Raw genomic sequence first — 24,158 nt, 5'->3', positions numbered from 1 at the left:
CGCGCCCGGAACGGTCAGGACTCGTGGCGGGTCGCCGCCCACAGGGCGCGCGAGAGGTCCTGGGCCGAGGCCGCACTGCCGTCGGCGGTGCCTCCGATCGACACCAGCGGGGCCCGCCAGCCGTGGGCCCCGATGCGCTCGGCCACCTCGTACGCGACGGCTCCGCCGCCGGAGAAGCAGCCCAGCAGCAGCGGTTCGCCCGCGGCGAGGACCGGCCGCAGCGCCGCGAGAGCGGCCGTGGCGTCGGCCGGGGCGTCGAGGGTGACCAGCGCCTGCAACCCGCGGTGGGCCCGGGCCACCGCCGCGTAGCAGCCCGGCGGCGCGTCCGGCGGCGGTACGAGCAGCACCGTCCCGGCGCCGGGGTACGCGGCGGGGCGCAGCGTGAGCAGCCGGGGCGCGGACCCGTACGGCCCGGCCACCGCGCGCGGCAGCGGCAGGCCGTCGAGCAGTGTCAGGGCGTCGGCGACGGTGGCACGGTGGAGGTCGGCCTCCGGGAGCTCGCGCAGCAGCAGGGCCGTCTGGGCGAGGATCCGGGCCGCGTCGGCGTCGGCGAGGCGGGCCCGGTCGCTGTCGGCGCTCAGGACGAGGCCGCCCGCGCGGTCGTGGCGGGCGGTGAGGGCGAACGGCAGCCCGGTGTAGGCCTCGACGGGCTCCGGCGGGCCCACGCGCACGTCGGCCTCGGCCAGTTCCTCGTCGAGCGGGTCGCCGGCGCCGCCGAACCCGGAGCGGGCGGGCACCCGGTCGAAGGTGATCAGCGATTCGGTCCGCGGCGGCTGCCCGGGGCGGCCGGACCCCGGCTCACCGGCCTGCCCGTGGCCGGACCGCTCCCGGCCCGCTTCCTCCCCGCCCGTCTGCTCTCCGCCCGCTTCCTCCCGGCCCGTCCGCTCCCCGCCCGACTGCTCTCCGATCTGCCCGGCGGAGATCCACTCGTACGCGGCCAGGCCCAGCGCCCGGTCCCGGAGGTCGGTCAGCAGCCGGGCCAGCGGGGCCGCGGGGTCCACGTCCACGGACAGCGGGAGCGGGTTGCCGAGCGGGCCGGGCAGCCGGTCGGCGCCTTCGAGGGCTATGCCCCGCCCGGAGACGTTCACGCCGAAGGCGACGGTGAGGCAGTCGGCGGCGGCGGAGCCCGGGGAAGCCGCGCGGTGCAGTTGGAGGGCCCAGGCGGCGTGCAGGGCGGTGCTCTCCGCGACCCCGCACGAGGCCGCCCACCCCCGCAGCGCCACGGCCTCGGTGGGGTTGAGCCGCTCCACGGCGTGGCCGTACCCGCCCCCGCCCCCGCCCTCGCCCTCGCCCGAAACCGCGGCGCGGACCGGAGCCCGGCCCGGTCCCGCCCCCGGGACCGCGACCGACACCGGGACCGCGGGAAACGTACGGGCCCCGGCCGGCGGGGCCTCCCGGTCCCAGAACTCGCGGGCCGGACCCGGATCCCGGGCGGCCAGCCAGCGCAGGTGGTCGGGCAGCGCCGGGCGGCGCTCGCCGCCCGCAGACCGGCCGTCGGCCGCGTAGGCCCGCAGGAAGGAGCGCAGCAACAGCTGCGCGCTCGGCGCGTCGAGCAGGGACTGGTGGTACGTCAGGACGATCCGGGCGTCGGGACCGTGGGCTCCGGGCTCCCCTTCGACGCGGCGGACGCGCAGCGGGCCGGGCCGGCCGAGGTCGAAGGGCTGCTCGCGCTCGCTGCGGAGCACGGCGGCCCAGGCGGCCGCCCCGCCGCTCACGCCGCCGGCCGCGCCGTCCGGCTCGTACGCATCGTGGCGCACCCGGATCTCCGCCCGCTCGTGCACGGTGACGACGGGCCCGCTGCCGCCCCGGCCGGGACCGGGGGCGAACGCGGCGCGCAGCACGGCCTCGCGGTCGGCGACCGCCTGCCAGGCCGCGTCGAAGCGGGTCCGGTCCAGCGGCCCGTACCAGCGCAGGTGCAGCTGGCCGAGGTGGAGCTGCGTTCCGGGCGGGGCGGTCATGGCGTCGAGCAGCACCTCGCGCTGGCGGGCGGAGGCGGGCAGCCCGGCGGCTCCGGCCGGGTGTTCCTCCCGGCCGGGGGGCGGCTGCTGCGGCAGGGCGGCGAGCACGCCGGACCACCAGCCGGGGCGGCCGTCGGCCGCCGCCGGGTCGGTGAGCAGGTCGGCGAGGCGGCCGGCCAGGCCGGGGCGGCCGGCGGGCCGTTCACCGGGTCGGCAGGTCAGCTGGAGCGTGTGGTGGGTGGCGGTGTGCCGGCGCAGGGTCGGGCCGCATGGGGCGGCCATGGCGAGGGCATTGGCCAGGAGCGGGGCGTCGAGGGGGCCGAGCAGGTCGAGGGCGAGCGGTGTGCCGGGCGCGATCACCACCGTCATGGCACCGTCCATCCGCGCCCTCCTCCATACCCCGTTGCATGCCGAAGAAACGCCTCCGAAAAAGACGAGTCAAGTCGCAGTCAATTCTAGGGTAAAAGCTGGTCAAACAACATGCCTAAGGCATCGGACTGTCTGATTCCACATGGAAGTTGGCAAGTTCCATGTGGAACTTGCCCAATTTTCAGGGCGATTCAGGCCAGCCGTCCCGATCAAGCCCGATCGAGGAGCGAGGACACCATCCCGACGAAGCCCTCGTCGAGCATCGTGGCCACGGCGCTGTCGCGCGACGTGCCCAGCCCGGCGTCGTGGCAGGCCACGCTGAGCAGGTAGCGCCCGGCCACCGGGTAGGTTCCGAAGGCCCATTCCCCGTGCGTGGCGGGCGAACCGTCGGGGGTGAGCAGCCCGGTCTCGCCGCTGGTCGCCGTCGCGAAGCCGAACTCGGCGAAGCCCATCCGCAGCCCCAGTCCGAGCGCCTTCGTGTACGCCTCCTTCAGCGTCCACAGCCGCAGCATGCCGGCGCCCCGCCCGAGCTCCCCGAGCGCCGCGAGCTCGGCGCGCTCGGCCGGCGTGCAGACCTGGTCCTGGAGCAGGTCGAAGGACAGCCTGCGGCCGGCGGGTTCGGTGTCGACCCCGATGCGCCCGTTGCGGCTGATGCCCACCGCGATCAGGTCGTCGGTGTGCGTCAGGCTCAGGTCGATCTGGTCGAAGCCGCGCAGGTACGGGCGGCCCCCCGGCTTGTACGAGAGGTCCAGCTCGGCGGGCCCGCAGCCGAGCGCGGCGGCGGCCGTGTACCGGATCGCCAGCCGCGAGGCGACGAAGCGGTGCCGGGCGGTGGCGTCGGCCGTGTCCCGGTAGCGAGCCCAGTCGCGGCCCAGCAGGACCCGCAGCGCCGCCGGGGAACCCGGCTCGGCCGGCCACTCGCTCCAGGTGGTGTGGACGCAGGCGTTGCCGTGCCCGGCCATGCCCGCGGCCACCTCCGACCAGGGCGCCTCGGGCCCCGGGGCGTGCACGGGCACGCTGAGCAGCGGCGAGTTGCTCCAGGTGGTCATCCGCGTGTCCTCTCCGGTCACTGGGCTCCCTCCGGTCACTGGGTCCTCTCCGGTCACTGGGCCAGTTCGGTGGCGTCGAGGTCGCAGCTGCGGCCCGCCCGGTAGCGGCGCACGAGCTCCTCCAGCACCTGCCCGAGGCAGTCGTCCGGCAGCTCCGGCACCGGAATGCCGAGGCGGCCGCCGATCCGGGTCAGCGCGAGCACGGCCCAGGCGGGCGAGGCGAGGAAGGGCTCGCTGCCGTCCTGGCCCTCCCACGTGCCCAGGACCGCGGCGGCCGCGAGCACCAGGGCGTAACGGTCGCTGAGCACGCACCAGGCCGGGTCGGCCAGGGCAGCCGCGCCCTGCGGGACCGCCCGGCACTGCTCGCGCAGCGCCCGCAGTTCGGTCACGAACGACTCGGCCAGGTCGGCGAGGACGGCGAGCTGACCGCCGACCCCGCGGACCTCGGCGAGGCGGGCGGCCGATCCGACGAGCGAGGCGGCGAGGAAGTCCCCGCCGTCGGCGATGCCCAGCAGCCGGTAGTCGAGGTGCGGCAGGCTGGCGCCGGAGCGCAGCAGCTCGGACGGCGGCTCCTCCTCCTTGAACCAGGCCCGCTCGGCCAGCGCCCGCAGCTGCGGCACGATCACCGCCTGGCAGGCGGCGGTCCCGGCGTGCCCGAGCCCGGCGACCGGCAGATCGCGCGAGAGCTTGTCCAGCGCCCCGTACTCGGGCGTGCCGTGCCGGTAGCCGCGCGAGCCGAGTACGGCCGCCAGCTCCTCCAGGCTCTCGCGCAGCAGGTCGGGGACCACGTACTTGACGGCCGCCGCGAGCACATGGGTGCGGTCGGGCAGCAGGCTCAGCGCGCGCAGCGCGACGGTGGCCATGGAGTCGCAGGCCAGCAGATCGGCGAAGACGCCGGCCAGCGGCTTGTGGAAGCGGCGGGCGACGGGCCGGCTGCGGCCGGTGGTGGCGGCCCGTACGGCGGAGTGCAGGACGGTGCCGGCTGCGGCGACGGCGGTCGCGGCGATCACGCAGCGGTTGACCTGGTACGTGCGCAGCGCCAGGGCCACGCCTTCGCCGACACGGCCGACGAGCGCGGCACCGGGGACCTCGCAGTCCGTGAACTGCAGCCCGGAGAAGAGGGATCCGCGCATGCCGGCGGTGGGGACGCGCGGCAGCCGGGCCAGGCCCCCGGCCGCGGTGAGCTGCTCCGGGTCGAGGAGGAGGACGGAATGGCTGCGCGGGCCGCGGGCGCGGTCGGTCCGGGCGTAGACCACGTACGCCTGCGCCCGGGCGGCGTTGATGATGACGTCCTTGCGGCCGCTGAGCGAGAAGCCGCCGCCGGCCAGCGGGGCGGCGGTGAACTCGTCGCGCAGGATGGCGTTCGCGTGGGCCAGCTCGTGGTGGACGATCGAGGCGCGCCCGCCCGCGAGCAGGACGTCGGCGGTGGCCCGGCGCTGGGCCTCGCTGCCGGCCGCCCAGACGGCGGAGGTCGCGAACAGGGAGGTGATGCCGGAGCCGAAGCCGAGGGCCAGATCGCGGCGGAAGACCGGGCGGAGCACCTTGACGAGCAGGTCGGCGCGGGTGAGCCGGCCGCCGAACTCGGCGGGCACGAACTCCGCGCCCAGGCCCGCCCCGACGAGCAGCCGCTCGGTGGCCGCGGGCGGCTCGCGCCGCTCGTCGGCGGCGAACAGTGCGCCGAGCCCGTGCGGGTTGGCGGGGTCGTACGGGTCGCCGAGCAGGGCTTCGAGGCGCGCGGCCCGGCGCAGCGCCTCGGTCTCCTCGGCGGCACGGGCGGCGGCCCGGCCCGCAGCCCGGCTCTCGGCCCGGCTCTCAAGACGCGTGGGGGTCTCGGTGGTGGTGGCCATGGCGGCGGAGATCAGCTCCTTCGTCCGGGACTCTCGGCCTGCTGCGCGCAGTCCGCGGGGCTGGTCCGTCTTCTGTTGCGGGTGTTGCGGTGTCACAGGTGCTACGGGCCCTACAGGTCCGTCAGGTCCTACGGGTCCTACGGGTCCTACTGCTCTTCAGCGTGCTTCGAGCCGCTCGACACCCGCTTGAGGCGCCCTACAGCGGCGGCCCGGGCCGGCCGGAGACCTGCCACCGGGATCACCGGTGGCGGCCCGCGGCCCGCCCTTCGGTTCGTTCGGGCCCTTCGATGTGCAGCAGCACGGCCCGGGCGGCGCGCAGTTCGCAGCCCGGCAGGGTGTCCTCGGGGTCGGGCCCGCAGGGGTGGGGGCGGGTGAACCCGGCCGTCTCAAGGGTGCGGACGGCGTCCGCGGTACGGATGACCTGGTGGGTCTGGAGCAGCAGCCGTTCGGGCCGCAGCGGGCGTTCGTCGCGGCCGGGGCCGATGGGGCGGCCGGTCGCGGTGCAGACGAGGTGGACGGAGCGCGGCGCGGTGGCGCTCTCGCGGGCCGCCTTCAGGAACTCGGCCTCGGCGGCCCGCGCGGCGCCGGGTGCGGGCCGGGGCGGGACGAGGCGGCCGAGCGCGGCGACGAGCCGGGCCGCGTCGGCCAGGGTGAGCACCCCCGCCACGTGGGCGGCGGAGAGTTCGCCGGCGCCCTGGCCGGCGACGGCGTCGGCGCGCAGCCCCCAGCTCTGCCAGAGCCGGTACACGGCGACCTGGAAGGCGAACAGCGCCGGCTGGGCGAACTCGGCCCGGCGGATCAGCCCCGAGTCCACCCCGCCTTCGGGGGCGAAGACCACGGCGGCCAGCGGCAGCCGCAGCCAGGGGTCGAGCGCGTCGCGTACGGCGTCGTACGCGGACCGGAAGGCGGGGACCGCGCAGTACAGCTCCCGGCCGAGGGCGAGGCGGCGGCCCGCGTGACCGGTGAACAGGACGGTCAGGGGCGGGGCGGGCGGACGCCGGGGCGGGCGCGGCCGGCCGGGCCGGCGGGCGAGGAGCGCGGCCGCGTCATCGGACACCGGGCGCCGCCTCCACGGTCTCGTACAGACCGGGCTCGGGGGTGGCCAGCGGGCCGAGGTCCTTGACGAGGGCCTGGAACTCCTCGCTGCGGACGGCGTCGGCGTGGGCCTGGGCGTCCTCCCACACGGCGAGTTCGAGGAAGACCCGCTCGTCGCCGAGGTGGCGCAGGGCCTCGTGGCCGATGTAGCCGGGCCGGCTGCTCATATAGGCGGTCAGCCGGTCCTTCACGGCCAGGAACCGGTCGATGTCACCGTGGACGGTCAGCTTGTTGACGAAGGTCACCATGGGGGCTCCTCGGGTGTGCGGGTTTGGGGGGTGCCCGGATGTGGGTCCGGTTGCCACGCTCGGCGGCGCGGCTCGAAGAGCCCTGGAAGACGGCTCGACCACCCCTCCAGCCCGCTTTGACGGAGCCTTCCCCCGGCGCGGGCGCCCACCCCCCTAAGTCCGGGAATCAGCCGTACAGGGGGTGTGCGAGGGGGAACCCCAGAAACCGGGATCCGCCATGGATCCTGCCGGATTTCCGTAATAGCTTGAGGGTTCCTCGACCGCCGGCCCTGGAGGTGCCCGTGCGCATCCGACCGATGCCGGGGGTGCGCGTCGCCTCCGTGGACGGCGACGGCCGCCTGGTACTGCTCGCCTCGTCGACCGCCGGCCCCGAGAGCTATCGCTGCGGCCCGGTGGGCACGGCGATGTGGATCGCCCTGCGCCAGCACGACGGCGACACGGCGGCCGCGGCCGATCTCCTCGCGCGCCTGTGGAACACGGTCCCCGAGAACGCCCGCGCCGACCTGGACGTCTGGGTGGAGGAGATGCGCGACGCGGGCCTCCTCCACGCCGTCGCCTGACCCTGTCGGGCCCCGTCGACCGGCACGCCCCGGGTACGGCTCAGCGGACGGCGGCCGCCAGTGCGCGGGAGAGGGACTCGGTGTCCGCGGCCACGGCGACCACGGGTTCGGGCCAGCCGAAGGCCGCCACGCGGCGGGCGGTCTCGTGGGCGAGCCCGGCGCCGGGCTCATGGCAGCCCAGCACCAGCGGCTCGCCCGCCGCCAGCACCGGCCGCAGCGCCGCAACGCAGCCCGCCGCGTCCAAGGGTCCGTCGAGTACGGCCAGTTGCCCGTCCCACCCCTGGATGCGGTCCGGTGCGGTGACGCGGCCGGCGGGCCCGCCGGGCGGCGGGACGAGTACGACGGTCCCGGCTCCGGGCCGGGCGGCCCGCCGCAGGACGACGAGGCCCGCGGGCTCCGCGGCCCCGGGCGGCGGCTGCCGTGGCGGCGGCCAGGGGCCCAGGAGGCGCAGGGTCTCGGCCACCGTCGTCAACCGCCGGTCGGTGGTGGGGAACTGGCGGAGCAGGCCCGCGGTGCGGTGGACGGCCTCGCGCGCGTCCGCGCGCCGGGTCCGGTCCTGCACACCGGTCAGCACCAGGCCGCCCTCGCGGTCGTGGTGGGCGGTGAGCGAGAGCGCGTGGCCGCCGGACGCGTTCACCGTCTCCGGTCCGGTCAGGCGCAGGCCCTGGGCCGCCAGGTCCTCGTCCAGGGGGTCCGTGTCGGCGGACGGCGGAGGGTCGAAGGACAGGAGCGTCTCGGCCGACGGCCCGTCCGGGGTCCGGCCGCTCCATGCCCGGACCTGGCCCGCCGAGACCCATTCGTACGCCGAGAGGTCGAAGGCCCGGTCGGCGAGATCGGCCAGCAGTCCGGCGAACAGCCCCTCGGGGTCGACCTCCACGGTCATCGGCAGCGGGTTGCGCAGCGGGCCCGGCAGGCGGGACGCCCCCTCCAGGGGGATGCCGCGGCCGGAGACGGCCGTCTCGAACGCCACCGGGACCGGACCGCCCTCCGGCACGGCCCGGCGCAGCTGGAGGGCCCAGGCCGCGTGGAGAGCAGTGCTCTCGGTGACGCCCTGCGCGGCCGTCCAGTCCCGCAGGAGCGAGGCCTCGTACGGGGCCAGCCGGACCGTCGTACGGACCCCGGCCACGCCGCCGCCCCCCGGCGGCAGCGTGGCCGAGCCCGCCGGCGGCGCGGCCCGCGACCAGAAGGCGCGGGCCGGACCGCGGTCCTGACCCGCCAGCCAGCGCAGGTGGTCCCGCACATCGGGACGCCGCTCGCCGCCGGCGGACGCCCCCTCGGCGAGGTAGGCGCGGACGAACGCGCGCACCAGCAGCCGTACGCTGCGCCCGTCGAGCATCGCGTGGTGGTACGTCAGGATCACGCGCTTCGGGCCCGCCGGGCCGGGCCGCTCGTCCAGCAGCGCGATCCGCAGCAGCCCCGGCCGCGTGGGGTCGAAGGCGCGCCGCCGCTCCCCCGCCAGCAGGGTCTGCCGGTCGGCGGAGCCGTACGGATGGCGCACCAGCTGCGGCACGACCCGCCGGTGCACGACGACCCGCGGCCCGCCCCGGGCCCCGTACGGGGCGAAAGCGGCCCGCAGCACGGCCTCCCGGTCGTACACGGACTGCCAGGCGGCCAGGAACCGCCGGGTGTCCAGCGGCCCGTACCAGCGCCAGTGCAGCTGCTCGACGTGCGGTGCGGAGCCCGGCCGGGCGGCCATGGCGTCGAGCAGCACCTCGCGCTGGCGGGCGGACGCCGGCAGTCCGGGCCCGGAACGTGCGGGTCCGGGGTGTGCGGGCCGGCCTGCCTGCTCGGAACCGACGCTCATCCTCTCCCCCTCGTCTCGGCCTCGGACTTCAAAGGGGTCGAGTATGCGCGGGGAGCCCACGTACCGCTGACGCGTGCCTGACATGCCGGCGGAGCACCGGTGGAGCCGGCCTCACAGGGTCCGGATGGCCGTCTCCGCGTGCCGTTTCGCGAGGGCGAGCGTCGCCGCGCTGTTGCGTCCCAGCGCCTCGCGCACGTACGTCCTGGCCGCGGTCAGGTCGGCGCCCGGCCCCAGCACCCGCTCGATCGCCTCCTCGCGCAGCAGCACGCTGTGCTGCGAGACGGCGGTGACGCCGCTCTCGTCGGGGATCAGCGACCATTCGCCGGTGTGCGCCGCCATCAGCGCCGGGGTCGCGGTCTGCTTGTAGACGATCCGGCCGGCCGCCGGGAAGCACACCCGCACCGACTCCGTCGTGTGCGCGGACCCGTCCGCGGTCACGGTGTCCATGCTCAGCAGCTGCACGCCGGGCGCCTCCTCCGTCACGGCGACGCGCGAGACGTGCGGGACGCGGTCCGGCCAGTCGGCGGCCTCGTACAGGAACTGGTAGGCCAGATCGGCAGGCCCGGTGATCCGTACGGAGTCCTCGAAGGACAGCAGCAGGCCGTCGAGCCGGGTCCAGTTCTCCGCGGCCTCCTTCAGCGTGGCCAGCTGGGCCCGGCTGTTGGTGTCGGTGGCCTCTTTCGTCCACTCGACGTCGGCGGGACGGTCGCCGGCGACGGCGAAGTCGTGCAGCAGGACCAGCCGCGAGCGCCCGGTGCCCCGCGGCTCCACGATCCAGCTGCCGCCCATCGAGACCACCGGTGCGGCGGGCACCTCCTGGCGGAAGTCGATCCGCAGCCGGGTCGCGTCCAGCGTCCGGCGCGAGAGCCAGGACCGGACGCTCCCGTTCGCGGTCACCCACATGTGGAACCGGTCCCGGGAGCCGTCGAAGTCGAGCCGCTCGACATGGATGCTCGACGGGAAGTACAGCGGCCACTGGGTCGTGTCCGCGATCAGCCCGTAGACCACGCCCGCGGGAGCGTTGACGTCCACGGAATAGGACGTGCGGTGCACCTGCTGGACCGACATCGCCACACCTTTCCGTCACAATTGATCCAGAGTCTGTCCGTACCGGCCGGAGCTGCGGTCGAGACGGCCTGGAGCCCTGCCCCCGGCCGCGCCCGGTGCGCTTCAGCGCGCGAGCGCCGTCTCCGCGTACCGCTTCGCGTACGTCATCGTCGCGGTGCTGTTGCGGCCGAGCGCCTCGCGCACGTACCGGCGGGCCGCGCCCAGGTCGGCCGACGCGCCCAGCACCCCGGCGATCGCCTCCTCCCGGAGCACCACCCCGTGCCGCGAGGTGACCGTCGAGCCGTACGCGCCGCCCGTGACCGTCCACACGCCGGTGTGCGCGGACATCAGGGCGGGGGTGCGGGTCTGCTTGTAGACGATGCGGCCGGCCTCCGGGAAGCACACCCGCACCGACTCCGTCGTGTGCGCCGATCCGTCGGCCGTCAGCGTGTCCATGGCCAAGACCTGTACGCCGGGCAGCTCCTCGGGCTCCGTGAGATCCAGCCGCGATACGTGCGGCAGCAGCTCCGGCCACCGCTCGGCCCGCTCCAGGAACGCGTAGACCAGCTCCGGCGGGGCGTCCACGCGCACCGTGTCCTCGAAGGACATCACGAGCTCGTCGAGACCGCCCCAGCGCGCGCCCAGGCGAGCCAGGTTCCCCAGCTCCGCCCGGCTGTTGGTGTCGGTGGCGCGCTCGACCCACTCCACGTCCTCGGCCCGGTCGCCCGCGACCGAGAAGTCGTGCAGCAGGACCAGCCGCGAGCGCTCGGCGCCCAGCGGCTCCACGATCCACGTGCCGGTCATCGCCGACAGCGGGGCCGCGGGGACCTCCTGGCGGAACTCGATGCGGCGCGCGGCCGCGTCGAGCACCCGGCGCGAGGTCCAGGACTTGACCCGGCCGTTCGCCGTCGCCCACATCCGCAGCCGCTCGTTGACCCCGTCGAACTCCAGTCGCTCCACGTACACGTTGGGCGGGAAGTACAGCGGCCACCGCACGGGGTCCGCGATCAGTCCGTAGACCACGCCCGCGGGGGCGCCCACCTCGGTCTCGTGCACGGTGCGGTGCACCCGCTCGGCCGCCATCAGAAGTTCCCCAGCCCGCCGCAGACGTTCAGCGCCTGCGCGGTGACGGACGCGGCGAGGTCCGTGGTCAGGTAGCCGACCATGGCCGCCACCTCCTGCGGGGTCGCGTAGCGCCCCAGCGGGATCTTCGCCTCGAACTGCTCCTGCACGTCCTCGGTCGTGGTGTCCCAGGCCGCCGCGTAGCCGGCCCGCACGCGCTGCGCCATCGGGGTCTCCACGTAGCCCGGGCACACCGCGTTGACGGTGATCCCGGCCGGGGCCAGCTCCTTGCCGAGGGCCTTGGTGAAGCCGACGACGGCGTGCTTGGACGCCGAGTAGGGGGCGCCCAGCAGGACGCCCTGCTTGCCCGCCGTGGAGGCGATGTTGATGATCCGGCCCCACGGGGCGTCGCCGAGGCCGCCCTGCACCAGGACCTCCCGGGTCAGCAGGAAGACGCTGTTCAGGTTGGTGTCGATGACGTCGTACCAGAGTTCGTCGCTGATCGCGGCGGTCGGACCGCCGCCGCTGCGCCCGGCGTTGTTGACGAGGACGCAGACCGGGGCGTCCCACTCCGCGACGGCGGCGGCGACCAGCTCCGCGACCGCCTCGCGGGAGCGGACGTCGGCGGCGGTGCCCGCGACGTCCAGGCCCTCGGTGCGCAGCTCCTCGACGGTCCGCTCGACGTCCTGCGGGGTCCGCGCGCACAGGAACACCCGGTGCCCGCGCGCGGCCAGGTCGCGCACGACCGCCAGGCCGATGCCGCTCGTGCCGCCGGTGACGAGGGCGACCGGCTTGTGCGGAGCCTTCGGCACCGCCGGCGCCGACGCCGCCGGCCGTGTTGTCGTCGTGGACGTGGTCGTCATCGGTGCGCCTCCAGTACCCGTGGTGGAACTCCGACCGTGTCGCGCAGTTCTGGAGGTGCGGTGGAAGCGGGATCGAGGCCGGGTACGGATCCTGCCGCGGCCGGGGCTCCGCCCGGCTCGGACGGCGGCAGGGCGGCCCGCGGCCCCAGCGGTGCCAGGGCCCGGGCGAGGGCGTTTCGGGTCAGCGCGGCGCCGCCCGCGGCGACGTAGCCGTCGGGCCGGATCAGCAGCCAGCCGCCGGGCCGCAGCCCGAGCGCCCGCCGCAGCACCCCGCCGGGATCGGCCAGCGGCCGGGGACCGCCGGTCCCGCCGGTCCCGCCGGAGCCACCGGGGCTTCCGGGGCTTCCGGGGCTTCCGGGGCTTCCGGCCGCCCCGTCCCCCACCGTCCGTACCGACAGCCAGTCGCCGTGCGCGCGGGCCGCCGCGGCCGCCACCGCCCGCAGGGTCGCCCCCGGGCCGCCCGCCTCCCACACCAGGGTCCAGCGGGTGTCGCGCAGTTCGGCACGCAGCGCTTCGGAGCCCGGGTCCCCGCGCCGCGCGGCCGCCGCGGCCGCGCGGGAGCCGACGGGCAGCCCCATCAGCGGGTCGGCGGTGCCGAGCGGGCTGTCCCCGTACGAGAGGCACAGCCCGGACATGCCGCCGAGGACCTTGCGCTGGATGGCCCGGCGCAGCGGCCCGATGGTGCGCACGAAGGTGAAGACGACCGGCAGCGCCACCCCGGCCAGGGCGTTCTTGAACTGGACGAGGAAGGTGGCCTTGCGGGTCGATCCGATCAGCGCCCGGCCGATCGGTACCCGCTCCTGCCCGTACGTGGCGAGCAGCTCCGGCCCCGCCTGCCCCCGGGCGGCCATCGCCAGCTTCCACCCCAGGTTGTACGCCTCCTGGATGCCGGTGTTCATGCCCTGCCCGGAGGCCGGGCTGTGTACGTGGGCCGCGTCGCCCGCGACGAAGCACCGGCCGTCGTGCATGCGCGGCACCATGCGCTGCTGGAAGGTGAAGACGGAGGTCCACCCGGGTTCGCCGACCCGCACCGGGCGGCCCAGCCCGGCGCTCAGCTTCTGCGAGAAGCGCTGCGCCGGATCCTGCCCCGACCGGGCGCCGGGGGCGGTGTCGAGCAGCCGCCAGTACCCCTCCCGCTGGTACGGGACCATCATCAGGGCCTGACTGCCGGTGTGGACCCAGTAGATGGTGTCGGGCGGCAGGTCGGTGGAGACGGGGGCGTCGGCCAGCGCCCAGGTCTCGCTGGACTCGCCGAGCAGCGGCAGCCCGAGCTGTTTGCGCACGGTGCTGTGGCCGCCGTCGCACCCCACCAGCCAGGGCACCCCGTACTCCTCGGTGCTGCCGTCGGGGTGCTCCAGCCGGGCCCGTACGCCGTCCCCGTCCTGTTCGAACGAGGCCAGCCGGACCCCCCATTCGACGGTGACGCCGAGCCGGGCCACGGCCTCGCGCAGCACGGCCTCCGTCTCGGCCTGGGCGATGATCAGGCTGTACGGGAAGCGGGTGGGCATCGTGGCGTAGTCCGCGTCGAGGCGGACGAGCCGGCTGCCCCGCGCGTACATCGTGAAGGCCCGGTTCTTGCGGCCACGGGCGAGGACCCCGTCCACGAGGCCCATCTGGTCGAAGGTCTCCAGGGTGCGCGGGTGGACGGCCACGGCGCGGCTCTCGCGGGCCGGTCCCGGGGCTCCGTCGACGAGGCGTACGCGCAGCCCCCGCCGGGCCAGTTCATGGGCGGCGGTCAGGCCCACGGGGCCCGCTCCCACCACGAGGACCCGGGCGGACCCGGCCGCCCCGGACGGTGTGCCGGTACTGCTCGCCACGTGGTTGCTCCTCTGCTGTTCGTACGTACGGAAGGACGGGCGCGGGCCGGGGAGGGGGCCGGGGTGCGGGCCGGGGGTCACCCGGCGGCCGCGGCCTCGGCGGCGGCCCGGCTGCGCAGGCTCAGCCGCAGCGGGCGCCGGTCGGGCTTGCCGACGGGGCTCCGCGGCACGGCGTCGAGCACCTCGACGCGGCGGATCTGCTCGAAGTCGTTCAGGCGGGCGTTGGCGCGCTCCACGATCGAGTCGAGGACGTCGAGCAGGCCGGGAGCGGTGGGATCGCGCAGCACGATGCCGGTCCACACGAGCGCGCCGTGCACCGGATCGGGCCAGCCCGCCACGATGCATTCGGCGACGCGCGGGTCGGCGCCGATGACGTCCTCGACCCCGCTGGGCGAGACGAGTTCGTTGTCGTACTTGAAGACGTCGTCGAGCCGGTCTACCAGGAACAGCACGCCGTCCTCGCCCAGATATCCGACGTCCCCGGTGGAGAACCAGCCGTCGGCGTCGACCGGCGAGGGCGCGTCGTCGAGGTAGCCGGCCATCACCTGCGGCCCGCGGACCTGGACCTCGCCGGTGGCGTAGACGTCGAGCGGGGTGCTCGTGTCCAGGGCGACGATGCGGCATTCGGTGCCCGGTACGGCGGGGCCCACCGAGCCGCTCTTGGGGCTGCGCGGGTCCTGGCAGTGGGAGAGCGGGGAGAGTTCGGCCAGCCCGTACCCCTGGATGACGGGCACGCCGAGGCGGGCGCGCAGGGTGCGGGCGGCGGTGGGGGACAGGGCGGTGCCGCCGGAGAGCACGGCGGTCAGGCGGCGCCCGCCCGGGAAGTCGTGGGTGAGCCGTTCGTCCTGGGCGAGGCGGTGCAGGCGCGCGGGGAGCCCGTAGTAGTGGGTGGCCTCGGCGCGGGCGGAGGCGGCGAGCGAGGCGAGGGGGTCCGGATCGGTGCACAGCACCTGGCAGGCGCCCGCGTACACGCCCGAGTTGAGGTGCATGGTGTGGTAGAGCGGCAGGTGGTTGAGGGTGACCGAATCGCTGCCCAGGTCGTGCGCGGCAGCGGTCTGGGCGGCGTTCGCCACCAGGTTGCGGTGGGTGAGCCGGACGCCCTTGGGGCGGCCCGTGGTGCCGGTGGTGAACTGGATGCAGGCGTCGGAGTCCAGGTCGACGGCGCCGGGCAGGTCCGTGCGCTCGGGCGCGCGGGCCAGGGCCGCGGACAGCGGCAGGGCGTCGCCGGGGACCACTCCGTCGGGCGCGTCGGTCACGACGACGCAATGCAGGTCCGGCAGCAGGTCGCCCACCTTGACCAGCAGTTCGGCGGTGGCGGTCGGTACGAAGGCCACCTCGGCCCGGGCCGTCCGCAGGACGTGGACCAGGCCCGCCTCCTTGATCAGCGGGTTGACCAGGACGACGGTGTTCCCGCTGCGCACGGTCCCGTAGTAGGCGGCGGCGAAGACGGGGTCGAGGACGTTGGCGACGCCGACCCGGGCCCCGCGGCGCCCGAGGGTGTGCTCCAGGTAGGCGGCGAAGCGGTCGGCCCGGGCGTCCAGTTCGGCGAAGGTCACCGTCTTCGTGAAGCCGGTGCCCGTGGCGGTACGGATCGCCCGGCCGGCGGGGTCGCGGACCGCCGCCCGGCGCAGCAGGCCGTCCAGCGGGAGTTCCGGGTACACGAATCTCGGCATGGTGCTCTCCTCCTGGCTCCCGAAGGGGCGGCCGCGGCTGCGGCGGCGCCCCCGAGACCCGTCCGGCCTTGGACCCTGTCGGCCCAGCCTGGGCAGCGGCGCTTGAGGAGTCTTCGAAGAGCACTCGATCCGCGGTGCGGATGCTGTCGGGAACCGATGGAACGGAGTCCCCGATGACAGCGACGACGATGGCGGCAGTGCGGGAGTTCGGCCTGCTGTACGCGGAGGTGCAGCAGTTCTACTCCCGACAGATGCAGCTCTTCGACTCCTTCGAGGCCGAGCCGTGGGCGGAGACCTTCACCGAGGACGCCGTCTTCGACGTGCCGACGCTGCCCGCGCCGGTGGTCGGGCGCGCGGCCCTCGCCTCGAACGTGCGGCGCAACGCCGAGGTCCAGGCGGGCGGCGGCGAGCAGCTGCGGCACTGGCTGGGCATGCTGGACGCGCGGCCCCAGCCCGACGGCACGGTGTACACCCGCAGCTACGCGCTGGTGTACCTGACCCCGCGGGGAGGTGCGTCGAAGGTGCACCGGGTCTGCGTGATGGAGGACGTGCTGGTCCCCGCTCCGGGCGGCTGGCAGGTCGCCCACCGCCTGGTGACGCGCGACGACCTGCCCTGAGCCGAGTGGCCCGCCCGGCCCGCGGGGACCGGCCCGCAGGCCCACAGGCCCACCGGCCCACCGGCCCACCGGCCCGCAAGGCCGCGGGCCCGCCGTCCTACAGCGAGCGGTTGACGTGCAGCACGGGGAACAGATCGGTGCGGACCCCCGCCGGGTCGTGGCCGTGCGCGACCTTCCGGGTGATCTTCGCGCCGATCGGGGTGCGGGTGACGACCGCCGCCGCCCGCGCCCGCAGGAAGGCGGCGGCCGGCCCGCCCCCGCCGAACAGCGAGCGGGCCTGCATGACCTGCATGCGGTGCACGGCGGCCGCGGCCGGGGCGCGCCGGTCCCGGTAGGGCGCGAGGCGCCGGGCCGTCGGTTCCCCGTCGGCCAGCGCGCAGACGAGTACGGGGTGCAGCGCGGCGGCGTCCTGGAGGGCCAGGTTGATGCCCTGGGCGCCGATGGGCCCGTGGGTGTGGGCGCTGTCGCCGAGCAGCGCGAGCCCGTCGCGCACCCATTCGCCGGCGTGCGAGGCGAACACGTCGAGCAGGGTCAGGTCGGCCATCGAGGTGATCTGCTCGTGCACGAGGTCGGCGTATTGCGGCAGCACCTCGGCCAGTTCCCACCGGATGTCCTCGATGCCCCGCCGCACGGCGCCGCGCCAGCCGCCGTGCGGCAGGGTCCAGCCGATCCGCAGCCGGTCGGGGTGGGTGTCGTGGACGAGTACGGCGCTGCCCGCCGCGCGGTGCACCCGTACCTGCCCGGTGGCCTGGCCGGGCGCGTGCAGCGAGAACCACACGACGTCGTGGGCGAAGGAATCCCGGCGCCCGGCGTCGATGCCGGCGAGCGCGCGGGTCTTGGAGAACCGGCCGTCGGCGCCGACGACCACCTGGGCGCGCACGATGACGGGCACCCGGTCGGGGCCGTTCACCACCGCGCCCGTGCAGGGGCTGTCCGGGCGCCTCTGGCGGAGCGCGGCGATCCGGTGCCCTTCGAGCAGGGTGAATCCGGGCAGTTCCCGGCAGGCGGCGAGGAGTTCCTCCAGCAGGTGGGGCTGCGGGAGGGCCAGCAGGTGGTCGTACGGGGCGGCGAGGCGCCCGTAGTCGATGTCGAGCACCACCCGCTCCCGCTCCAGCACCTGGAAGCCGCGCAGGCGGGCCGCGCCGCGGGCCGCCGCCCCGGCCAGGACGCCGAGCTCGTCGAGGATCCGCTGGCCGCCGGGCTGGAGGATCTCGCCGTGGAATTCGCGGCGGAACGCGGTGGAGCGTTCGACCAGGGTCACGCGGACGCCGGAGCGCAGCAGCATGAGCGTCAGTGCCAGCCCGGCAGGTCCGGCGCCGATGACGCAGACGTCGGTGTCGAGGGTGGCGGCGGTGTCGGTGGTGGGGGTCTCCTCGATCACGGATCAGACCGCGGCCCGTGCGGACAGGACCTCGTTGACCATGGCGAGGTAGCGGCGCGGGGTGTCGGCGTCGTCGAGGGCCTCCTCGTCGAGGAGCACGTCGTACTCGCGCTCGATGTACCCGGTGGTCTGGAGGACGGCGAGCGAGTCGTAGCCCAGCTCGAACCAGTTCAGGTCGAGCACGTCGCCGTCGAGGTCGACGCCCTCCTCCTCGCCCGCGCATTCGCGCAGGATGCGCTTCAAGTCGTCGAGTTCCAGCCGGTCCATGGTCTCCCTCTGTTCTGCGTTCTGCGTTCGGCGTTCGGCGTACGGCGTACGGGGGTCGGTGGGGGGATGCGGGTCAGGCGTCCGGCGCCCGGACGACGACGGCGGAGTTGAAGCCCCCGCGGCCGCGGGCCAGGACGAGTGCCGTCCGCAGCGGCAGCCCCGTGGCCGGGCCGGGCGCCCCGGTGACCAGGTCCAGCCGGTACTCCTCGGCCGGGAGCTCGGTCCCGGTGGTCGGCGGGATCAGCTGGTCGCGCAGGGTGAGCAGGGCGGCGGCCACGTCGAGGGCGGCGCCCCCGGCGGCGAGGCGCCCGGTCATCGACTTGGGCGCGGTGACGGGCACCCCGTACGGGCCGAACAGGGCGGTGATGGCCTCGGCTTCGGCGCGGTCGGCTCCGCGTTCGCCCGCGGCGTCGGCGAAGACGACGTCGACCTCGTCGGGGTGGACGCCCGCGTCTGCCAGCGCCAGTTCCGCGGCCGCGCCGAGCCGGGAGGTCCCGTCGGCGTCGAAGGTGGCGGCGTGCCCGGCGAAGATGCCGTGGACGCGGGCCCCGCGCCGGCGGGCCTCCTCGGCGCCCTCCAGGACCAGCAGCGCGCCGCCCTCGCCGGCGACGTGGCCGCTCGCGTCCTGCGCGAACGGCAGGTAGGCGCGGGCCGGGTCCTCGCTGTCGGTGAGCCCGCCGCCGGCCAGGTAGGCGGCCCAGCCCCAGGGGCAGAGGGCGGAGTCGATGCCGCCGGTGACGACGAGCTCGGCACCCTTGCGGATCTGGCGGCGGGCGTGGGCCATCGCGTCGAGCCCGCCGGCCTGCTCGGAGACGATCACTCCGGAGGCGCCGCGCAGGCCGTGTTTGATGGAGATCTGGCCGCTGTTGACGGCGTAGAACCAGGCGAAGGACTGGTACGCGGAGACGTGCTGGCCGCCTTTGCTCCACAGCGCCTGGAGCTCCTGCTGGCCGAACTCGAAGCCGCCGAAGGAGTTGGCGGTGACCACGCCGGCGGCGTGCTCGGGCAGCCGCGCGGGATCGGCCCCGGCGTCGTCGAGGGCCTCCTTCGCGGCGGCCAGCGAGAGCCGGGTGACGCGGTCGGTCTGCGGCATGAGCCGGCTGGAGACGTGCTCGGCGTCGATGAATCCGGGCACCTCCCCGGCCAGCTTCGCCGGGTAGCCGCTCGCGTCGAACCGGCTGACCGGCCGGATGCCGGAGCGGCCGCGCAGGACGGCGGACCACCAGGCCTCGGTGCCGAGCCCGTTGGGCGCGGCGACCCCGATGCCGGTGACGACGGGGGCGGCGGTACGGGAGGCCGCCGGGACGGGGGCGGCGACCGGGGCGGCGGTCGGGGCGGCGAGAACGGTGGTCATCGGTCCGCCTTCAGGCTCGGGCTGGTCAGGATCATGGCGCTCTGGAACCCGCCGAAGCCACTGCCGACGGTCAGGACTGCGTCGGTGCGCTGCCTGCGGGCGGTCAGCGGGGTGTAGTCGAGGTCGCAGGCGGGGTCGGGCTCGTGCAGGTTGGCCGTCGGCGGGACGGTGTCGTGCTCGATGGCGAGGGCGCAGGCGGCCACTTCGAGGGCCCCGATCGCGCCGAGGGAGTGCCCGATCATCGACTTGATCGAGCTGACGGGGACCTCGTACGCCCGCTGACCCAGGCTCCGCTTGAAGGCCTCGGTCTCGTGCTTGTCGTTCTGCTTCGTGCCGGATCCGTGCGCGTTGACGTAGTCGATGTCCCCGGGAACCAGCTCCGCCTCGGCGAGCGCGGCCGTGATGGCGGCGGCCATCTCGATCCCGTCGGGCCGCAGGCCGGTCATGTGGTACGCGTTGCTGCGCGAGGCGAAACCCGAGATCTCGGCGTAGACGTGGGCGCCGCGCGCGCGGGCGTGTTCGTACTCCTCGACGACGAGGACCGCCGAGCCCTCCCCCAGGACGAACCCGTTGCGGGTGCGGTCGAAGGGCCGCGAGGCGGTCTCCGGCTCGTCGTTGCGCGTGGAGGTGGCGCGGATGGCATCGAAGCAGGCGGCGGTGATCGGCGTGATCGGCGCCTCGGCCGCGCCGGTGACCATCACGTCGGCGGTGCCCTCGCGGACGAGGTCGACGGCGTGCCCGATCGCGTCGAGGCCGGAGGTGCAGCCGGTGGACACGAGCGCCACGGGCCCCTGGGCGCCGACGGTACGGGCCACCTCGGCCGCCATGGAGCTGGGGACGAAGTAGTCGTACAGGTGGGGCACGGCCTTGGTGTGGTCGACGAGCGTACGGGTGCCCTGCTCGCTGACCACCCCGTACTCGGCGTCGAGGCCGGTGGTGCAGCCGAGCGCGCTGCCGAGGGTGACCCCGGTGCGCGTGGCGTCGTACGAGCCGGCCAGGCCGCTGTCCGCGAGGGCCTCGCGGGCGCTGACGACGGCGAACTGGGCGGCGCGGTCCAGGCGGCCGGCCTGCTTGGCGGTGAGCCCGGACTCCTGCGGGTCGAAGTCGGCCTCGGCGGCGATCCGGGAGCGGAACCCGGAGGCGTCGAAGAGGGTGATGGCGCGCGTGGCAGTACGGCCGTCGGTCAGCAGCGACCAGAATTCCTTGGTTCCCGGGCGGCCCGGGGCCACGACCCCGATGCCCGTGATGACGACGCGTCTCATGAGCCGTCCCCCTGTTCTGTGTGGTGTTGGCGCAGCACGATGCGGGCGGCCCGGCCGAGCATCCGGGGCAGTTCGCCGCCCCGGACGAAGAAGTGGCCGCCGGGCACGGTCCGCCGTACGAGCCGGCCGGTGGTCCAGCGCTGCCAGCCCGCGGCGGCCTCGGGGCCGACGAGGGGGTCCTCGGTCCCGGTGACCGCGAGCAGCGGTACGGGCACGGGGCCGGGCGCGGTCGGCGCGACGGCGGCGGCCCGCAGGTGGCGGGCGAGGCGCAGGTCGGCGCGGAGCACGGGGAAGACGGAGCGGAACCACACGTCTCCGGGCTCCACGCCGGGCGGCAGCGCGTCGAACCGGTCCAGGACGCGCAGGAGTTCCTCGTCCGGCAGCTCGGCGGAGTTCGCGAGGGCGGCCGGCAGGTCCGGCGGCGGGCTGGCCCCGACGGCCAGCAGCGCGGGCAGCGGCAGCCCGTACTCCAGCGCGGCATGGGCGACCGTGAGGGCGACCGTCGCGCCGAGGCTGTGCCCGTAGAGGACGTAGGGGGCGCCGGGCTCGTCGGCGATCTGCTCGAAGAGCGGCTTGAGATCGGACAGGAGCTCGTCGCGGGTGGTCAGCCGGACCTCGCGGCGCCGTTCGTCTCGCCCGGGCAGCAGCCAGGGCGTGGTCCTCACTCCGCTCCCGGCGAGCTTGTCCCACCGGTAGAACGAGGACACTCCGGCCCCCGCATGTGCGAAACAGTGCAGCCGTACGGCCCGTCCGTCGCCCATCGCCACCTCCCAGGAACCCCACCGCGTAGGCCTCGACACTCACCGACCGCGCTTGAGACCGGCTCGAATCGGTGTGTACGACCGCCGTGGAAGGTACTGGGAGGGACTGGAGGGACCAGAGGGACCAGAGGGACCGGGGAGGGGAGCGGACGGACGGGCCTAGGCGGCGTAGAGGTCGAAAGTGGAGCCCCTGCGCGGTCCCGACACCACGTCCAGCGCCGGATCCACCGTCAGCATCGCCTGGTGCAGGCGCTGCAGCTGCGGGGACGGCTCCACTCCGAGTTCGTCGATCAGGCGGTTGCGCAGCCTGCGGTAGACGTCCAGGGCGGTGGCCTGGCGGCCGGAGCGGTACAGCGCGACCATGGCCTGCGAGTGCAGTCCCTCGTGCTGGGGGTGCCGGGCGATCAGCTCGGTCAGCTCGGCGATGACCTCGACGTGGCGGCCGAGCCGCAGGTCGGCGTCGATGCGCCGCTCGACCGTCACGAGCCGGCTCTCCTCCAGCCGCATGACCTCGATCTCCAGGATCGGTCCCACGCGTACGTCGACCAGCGCCGGGCCGTTCCACAGTCCGAGCGCCTTGCGCAGCATCTCGGCCGCGCGCTCGTCGTCCCCGTCCTCGTAGGCGTGCTGTCCGCCGACCACGAGGGTCTCGTAGGCGTGGACGTCCACGGCGTCCGGCGGTATCTGCAACAGGTAGCCGCCGTGCCGGGTCGCGAGCACGTCCTTGGCGCTGCCCGGGACGCCCGGCCCCATGGCCGTGCCGAGTCTCCGGCGCAGCTGCAGGATGTACGTCTGCAGCGTCGTGAGCGCGCTCTGCGGGAGGTCGGTGCCCCAGATCTCCTCCATGAGGGTCTGCACGGGCATCACCCGCCCCGGATAGAGCGCGAGCAGCGCCAGGATCTGGCGCGGCTTCCCCGCCGTCGGAACAATCGAGCCCCCGTTGACCTCGGCACTCAACGGACCCAGAACCTGAATCTTCACGGTGTCCTCCGCATTTCGTCGAGTTCCCATCGATTTTCAGCCTTCGACTCCGGCACGGTAGCGGTGCCCGGTGTGCCGTCCCAGAATTCTTGAGCAGGTGTCGAGCAGCCCTCCGCTTCAGACGGTTGCAGGCCGAAAATCAGCTGCTAGATTCCGCTCAATGGATTGAATCCGGCACCTGTTTCATTACCGCCGGGAGGGGGCGCGGGACCCGTGGACGACACCATGGACGGCACTGGGGAAATGGACTTCCGCATCCTGGGCCCGGTGGAGGTGCTCGACCGCCGCACGGGAACGCATGTCGCGCCTTCCGGCGCCAAACAGCGGGCGCTGCTCGGCGCCCTGGTGGTGCGGGCGGGCCAGGTGCTGCCCGCCGAGCGGCTGATCCACGAACTGTGGGGCGACCGCCCGCCGGCGAGCGCGGCCAACGCCCTGCACGCCCACGTGGCCCGCCTGCGCCGACTGCTGCAGCGAGCTGCCGGCCAGGACGGGATCTCCACCCACGCGACGGGCTACACCCTGGGCCGCCCCGAAGCGCGCACGGACGCCCACCGCTTCCAGGACCTCTCCTCGAAGGGACGCGCAACGCTGGCCGCCGATCCGGTTCGGGCGGCGGAACTCCTCGGTGACGCCCTGGCCCTGTGGCGGGGCCCGGCCCTGGCGGGCAGCGGGCAGGGCCCCCTGTGCACGAGGGAGGCCGAGCGGTTGGAGGAACTGCGGCTGACCACGCTGGAGACCCTGTACGAAGCCCACCTGCGCAGCGGCCGCCACGCCGAGGCCGCCCGGGAGCTGGAACGGCTGACGGCCCGCCACCCGGTGCGCGAGCGGCTCTACGACCTCCAGATGCTGGCCCTGTACCGCTGCGGCCGCCAGGCCGAGGCCCTCGGAACGTACGAGCGCGCCCGCCGCCGCCTGGTGGACGAACTCGGAGTGGAACCCGGCCCCGCCCTGCGCGGGCGCATGGAGGCGATCCTCCACCACGCCCCGTCCCTGTCGACACCTGACCCGGACGCCTCGCTGTACGAGCTGGGCAGCGCCATAGCCCGCCTGGGAGTGCGGATCGAGGCCCTGGCGCGCGAGCAGCAGGGCCTGATCCGCCGCCTGAACGGCCTGACTTCAGGCGTGGCAGGCGAGAGGCCGGCCGTGGAAGGCGGTCATCTCCTCGAACAGGGCGCCGACGTCGAGGGGTGACCCCTCGGGCAGCCGGCCCTGCGCCTCCACGTAGCCGCGGTGGAGGTTGGGCAGCAGCCGCTCGGTGTCGAGCAGTTCACCGTACGGCCCGAGGTCGGTGCCACGGGCCAGCTCCAGCGGCCCGACCCCGGCCGCGAGACCCTCCCGGGCGAGCCCCTGCACCCAGCGCAGGTAGCCCTCGTTGACGTCGAACACCTCGGGCCCCGCGACCGGCCCGTGACCCGGAACGACGGTGGTGGCCCCCAGCCCCCGCAGCCGCTCCAGGGCCCGCAGGCTCCCCGCGACCGACCCCATGACGCAGAACGGGGTGACCCCGTTCATGACGAGGTCGCCGGTGAACAGCACCCCCTGATCGGGCAGCCAGACGACGGTGTCGTCGGTGGTGTGGGCGGCCGGCCCGATGTGGATGAGCTCGGCCCGGACGTCCCCCACGTGCAGCGTCGTCCGGTCCCGGAAGGTCAGCTCGGGCGGCCGGACCTCGATGTCCCCCCAGCACACGTCGGGCCACAGCCCGGCCATGTGCAGCCCGGCGGCCCGGACCATGGCCCGGGTCCGCTCGTGCCCGATGGTGAGCGCCTCGGGAAACAGGTGGTTCCCATAGGTGTGGTCCCCGTGGAAATGCGTGTTGACGAGCGCCCGGGGCGCCCGCCCCGCCACCCGCACCGCGGCCTTCCTCAGTCGGCGGGCCCGTTCCTCGGTGGCGGCGGTGTCGACGAGCGCACTGGACCCGCCGTGGCTGATGATCCCCGCATTGTTCAGGCACCACCCGCCCTCGGGCTGCACATAGGCGTGGACCCCGTCGGCCACCTCAAGAACGCCACTCTCCCGACCCACGCCGCACCCCTCGTCATTACCGAAAATCCCCGGACCGGAAATCCTCTCCCGCCCCACTCGATTTCCTCTGGATTCCCGATCTCCCCACTGCCCGGGAGACCTCGGAAACCGCCTCGGA

At 75.0% G+C, this 24,158-nt stretch carries 21 protein-coding genes; 3 read left to right on the top strand and 18 right to left on the bottom strand.

Annotation, left to right across the window (positions count from 1 at the left end):
* Nucleotides 1-14: 14 nt before the first annotated feature.
* The 5 genes from AB0M92_RS33205 to AB0M92_RS33185 all read right to left on the bottom strand — a co-directional run bounded on the left by AB0M92_RS33205 (nucleotide 15) and on the right by AB0M92_RS33185 (nucleotide 6,566).
* Entirely contained in the window at nucleotides 15-2,339 is a 2,325-nt protein-coding gene (locus AB0M92_RS33205) for a peptide synthase condensation domain-containing protein (protein ID WP_366106059.1), read from the bottom strand.
* A gap of 197 nt (nucleotides 2,340-2,536) precedes the next feature.
* Nucleotides 2,537-3,376, bottom strand: coding sequence for a 4'-phosphopantetheinyl transferase superfamily protein (locus AB0M92_RS33200; RefSeq protein WP_366106058.1), 840 nt, complete (start codon nucleotides 3,374-3,376; stop codon nucleotides 2,537-2,539).
* 53 nt (nucleotides 3,377-3,429) lie between these two features.
* On the bottom strand, nucleotides 3,430-5,319 hold the full coding sequence (locus AB0M92_RS33195) for an acyl-CoA dehydrogenase (RefSeq protein WP_366106057.1): 1,890 nt from the start codon (nucleotides 5,317-5,319) through the stop codon (nucleotides 3,430-3,432).
* Between the two features lie 142 nt (nucleotides 5,320-5,461).
* Nucleotides 5,462-6,280, bottom strand: coding sequence for an acyltransferase domain-containing protein (locus tag AB0M92_RS33190; RefSeq protein ID WP_366106056.1), 819 nt, complete (start codon nucleotides 6,278-6,280; stop codon nucleotides 5,462-5,464).
* Nucleotides 6,270-6,566 carry an antibiotic biosynthesis monooxygenase family protein gene (locus AB0M92_RS33185; protein WP_048480093.1) on the bottom strand — a complete coding sequence of 99 codons (297 nt, stop codon included), beginning with the start codon at nucleotides 6,564-6,566 and terminating at the stop codon, nucleotides 6,270-6,272. Before AB0M92_RS33185 ends, AB0M92_RS33190 begins: the two co-directional genes overlap by 11 nt.
* A 281-nt stretch (nucleotides 6,567-6,847) precedes the next feature.
* Here AB0M92_RS33185 and AB0M92_RS33180 point away from each other — a divergent pair, with 281 nt between their 5' ends.
* On the top strand, nucleotides 6,848-7,126 hold the full coding sequence (locus AB0M92_RS33180; protein WP_229907087.1) for a PqqD family peptide modification chaperone: 279 nt from the start codon (nucleotides 6,848-6,850) through the stop codon (nucleotides 7,124-7,126).
* 40 nt (nucleotides 7,127-7,166) lie between these two features.
* Here the strand turns inward: AB0M92_RS33180 and AB0M92_RS33175 are convergent, their stop codons facing one another.
* The 6 genes from AB0M92_RS33175 to AB0M92_RS33150 all read right to left on the bottom strand — a co-directional run bounded on the left by AB0M92_RS33175 (nucleotide 7,167) and on the right by AB0M92_RS33150 (nucleotide 15,392).
* Nucleotides 7,167-8,930 (bottom strand): condensation domain-containing protein, encoded by a 1,764-nt coding sequence (locus AB0M92_RS33175; protein ID WP_366106055.1) that lies wholly within the window; start codon nucleotides 8,928-8,930, stop codon nucleotides 7,167-7,169.
* 111 nt (nucleotides 8,931-9,041) lie between these two features.
* Nucleotides 9,042-9,998 carry an aromatase/cyclase gene (locus AB0M92_RS33170; RefSeq protein ID WP_366106054.1) on the bottom strand — a complete coding sequence of 319 codons (957 nt, stop codon included), beginning with the start codon at nucleotides 9,996-9,998 and terminating at the stop codon, nucleotides 9,042-9,044.
* A 102-nt stretch (nucleotides 9,999-10,100) separates the two neighbouring features.
* Nucleotides 10,101-11,060 (bottom strand): aromatase/cyclase, encoded by a 960-nt coding sequence (locus tag AB0M92_RS33165; RefSeq protein WP_366106053.1) that lies wholly within the window; start codon nucleotides 11,058-11,060, stop codon nucleotides 10,101-10,103.
* On the bottom strand, nucleotides 11,060-11,902 hold the full coding sequence (locus tag AB0M92_RS33160; protein ID WP_366106052.1) for an SDR family NAD(P)-dependent oxidoreductase: 843 nt from the start codon (nucleotides 11,900-11,902) through the stop codon (nucleotides 11,060-11,062). Before AB0M92_RS33160 ends, AB0M92_RS33165 begins: the two co-directional genes overlap by 1 nt.
* The gene (locus tag AB0M92_RS33155; protein ID WP_366106051.1) at nucleotides 11,899-13,719 is read right to left on the bottom strand and encodes an FAD-dependent oxidoreductase; all 1,821 of its coding nucleotides are present in this window, start codon (nucleotides 13,717-13,719) and stop codon (nucleotides 11,899-11,901) included. Before AB0M92_RS33155 ends, AB0M92_RS33160 begins: the two co-directional genes overlap by 4 nt.
* Nucleotides 13,720-13,796: 77 nt before the next feature.
* Entirely contained in the window at nucleotides 13,797-15,392 is a 1,596-nt protein-coding gene (locus AB0M92_RS33150; RefSeq protein ID WP_366106050.1) for a class I adenylate-forming enzyme family protein, read from the bottom strand.
* 173 nt (nucleotides 15,393-15,565) lie between these two features.
* Here AB0M92_RS33150 and AB0M92_RS33145 point away from each other — a divergent pair, with 173 nt between their 5' ends.
* The gene (locus tag AB0M92_RS33145; RefSeq protein WP_366106049.1) at nucleotides 15,566-16,009 is read left to right on the top strand and encodes a nuclear transport factor 2 family protein; all 444 of its coding nucleotides are present in this window, start codon (nucleotides 15,566-15,568) and stop codon (nucleotides 16,007-16,009) included.
* A gap of 97 nt (nucleotides 16,010-16,106) precedes the next feature.
* Here the strand turns inward: AB0M92_RS33145 and AB0M92_RS33140 are convergent, their stop codons facing one another.
* The 6 genes from AB0M92_RS33140 to AB0M92_RS33115 form a co-directional block, all read right to left on the bottom strand.
* Nucleotides 16,107-17,390, bottom strand: coding sequence for an FAD-dependent monooxygenase (locus AB0M92_RS33140; protein ID WP_366106048.1), 1,284 nt, complete (start codon nucleotides 17,388-17,390; stop codon nucleotides 16,107-16,109).
* 3 nt (nucleotides 17,391-17,393) lie between these two features.
* Entirely contained in the window at nucleotides 17,394-17,657 is a 264-nt protein-coding gene (locus AB0M92_RS33135; RefSeq protein WP_053692531.1) for an acyl carrier protein, read from the bottom strand.
* Nucleotides 17,658-17,730: 73 nt separating this feature from the next.
* Nucleotides 17,731-19,011, bottom strand: a complete 1,281-nt coding sequence (locus AB0M92_RS33130) for a ketosynthase chain-length factor (protein ID WP_366106047.1) — start codon at nucleotides 19,009-19,011, stop codon at nucleotides 17,731-17,733.
* Nucleotides 19,008-20,273: a beta-ketoacyl-[acyl-carrier-protein] synthase family protein gene (locus AB0M92_RS33125; protein ID WP_366106046.1), complete on the bottom strand. Its 1,266-nt coding sequence runs from the start codon at nucleotides 20,271-20,273 to the stop codon at nucleotides 19,008-19,010. Before AB0M92_RS33125 ends, AB0M92_RS33130 begins: the two co-directional genes overlap by 4 nt.
* The gene (locus tag AB0M92_RS33120; protein ID WP_366106045.1) at nucleotides 20,270-21,034 is read right to left on the bottom strand and encodes an alpha/beta fold hydrolase; all 765 of its coding nucleotides are present in this window, start codon (nucleotides 21,032-21,034) and stop codon (nucleotides 20,270-20,272) included. The genes AB0M92_RS33125 and AB0M92_RS33120 overlap by 4 nt, the downstream gene beginning before the upstream one ends.
* Before the next feature lie 159 nt (nucleotides 21,035-21,193).
* Nucleotides 21,194-22,015: an AfsR/SARP family transcriptional regulator gene (locus tag AB0M92_RS33115; RefSeq protein ID WP_366106044.1), complete on the bottom strand. Its 822-nt coding sequence runs from the start codon at nucleotides 22,013-22,015 to the stop codon at nucleotides 21,194-21,196.
* Between the two features lie 213 nt (nucleotides 22,016-22,228).
* On the opposite strand from AB0M92_RS33115, the gene AB0M92_RS33110 reads away from it, so the two are divergent.
* Complete coding sequence (locus AB0M92_RS33110; protein WP_366106043.1) at nucleotides 22,229-23,206, top strand: AfsR/SARP family transcriptional regulator; 978 nt, start codon at nucleotides 22,229-22,231, stop codon at nucleotides 23,204-23,206.
* On the opposite strand, the gene AB0M92_RS33105 is transcribed toward AB0M92_RS33110, so the two are convergent.
* On the bottom strand, nucleotides 23,132-24,040 hold the full coding sequence (locus AB0M92_RS33105) for an MBL fold metallo-hydrolase (protein WP_366106042.1): 909 nt from the start codon (nucleotides 24,038-24,040) through the stop codon (nucleotides 23,132-23,134). The two genes, AB0M92_RS33110 and AB0M92_RS33105, sit on opposite strands and share 75 nt — an antisense overlap.
* Nucleotides 24,041-24,158: the final 118 nt, after the last annotated feature.

It is taken from the genome of Streptomyces sp. NPDC051582, from assembly GCF_040681715.1.
Lineage (GTDB): Bacteria > Actinomycetota > Actinomycetes > Streptomycetales > Streptomycetaceae > Streptomyces.
The sequence above is the reverse complement of the archived record's forward strand: the minus strand, read 5'-3'. Positions and strand labels throughout refer to the sequence as shown.

What these genes read in the sequence shown, in the direction of transcription:
- AB0M92_RS33165 (WP_366106053.1), bottom strand. Translation starts at nt 11,060, where the DNA reads ATGGCGGCCGAGCGGGTGCACCGCACCGTGCACGAGACCGAGGTGGGC.
- AB0M92_RS33160 (WP_366106052.1), bottom strand. Translation starts at nt 11,902, where the DNA reads ATGACGACCACGTCCACGACGACAACACGGCCGGCGGCGTCGGCGCCG.
- AB0M92_RS33205 (WP_366106059.1), bottom strand. Translation starts at nt 2,339, where the DNA reads ATGGACGGTGCCATGACGGTGGTGATCGCGCCCGGCACACCGCTCGCC.
- AB0M92_RS33130 (WP_366106047.1), bottom strand. Translation starts at nt 19,011, where the DNA reads ATGACCACCGTTCTCGCCGCCCCGACCGCCGCCCCGGTCGCCGCCCCC.
- AB0M92_RS33200 (WP_366106058.1), bottom strand. Translation starts at nt 3,376, where the DNA reads ATGACCACCTGGAGCAACTCGCCGCTGCTCAGCGTGCCCGTGCACGCC.
- AB0M92_RS33150 (WP_366106050.1), bottom strand. Translation starts at nt 15,392, where the DNA reads ATGCCGAGATTCGTGTACCCGGAACTCCCGCTGGACGGCCTGCTGCGC.
- AB0M92_RS33145 (WP_366106049.1), top strand. Translation starts at nt 15,566, where the DNA reads ATGACAGCGACGACGATGGCGGCAGTGCGGGAGTTCGGCCTGCTGTAC.
- AB0M92_RS33135 (WP_053692531.1), bottom strand. Translation starts at nt 17,657, where the DNA reads ATGGACCGGCTGGAACTCGACGACTTGAAGCGCATCCTGCGCGAATGC.
- AB0M92_RS33120 (WP_366106045.1), bottom strand. Translation starts at nt 21,034, where the DNA reads ATGGGCGACGGACGGGCCGTACGGCTGCACTGTTTCGCACATGCGGGG.
- AB0M92_RS33125 (WP_366106046.1), bottom strand. Translation starts at nt 20,273, where the DNA reads ATGAGACGCGTCGTCATCACGGGCATCGGGGTCGTGGCCCCGGGCCGC.
- AB0M92_RS33185 (WP_048480093.1), bottom strand. Translation starts at nt 6,566, where the DNA reads ATGGTGACCTTCGTCAACAAGCTGACCGTCCACGGTGACATCGACCGG.
- AB0M92_RS33170 (WP_366106054.1), bottom strand. Translation starts at nt 9,998, where the DNA reads ATGTCGGTCCAGCAGGTGCACCGCACGTCCTATTCCGTGGACGTCAAC.
- AB0M92_RS33175 (WP_366106055.1), bottom strand. Translation starts at nt 8,930, where the DNA reads ATGAGCGTCGGTTCCGAGCAGGCAGGCCGGCCCGCACACCCCGGACCC.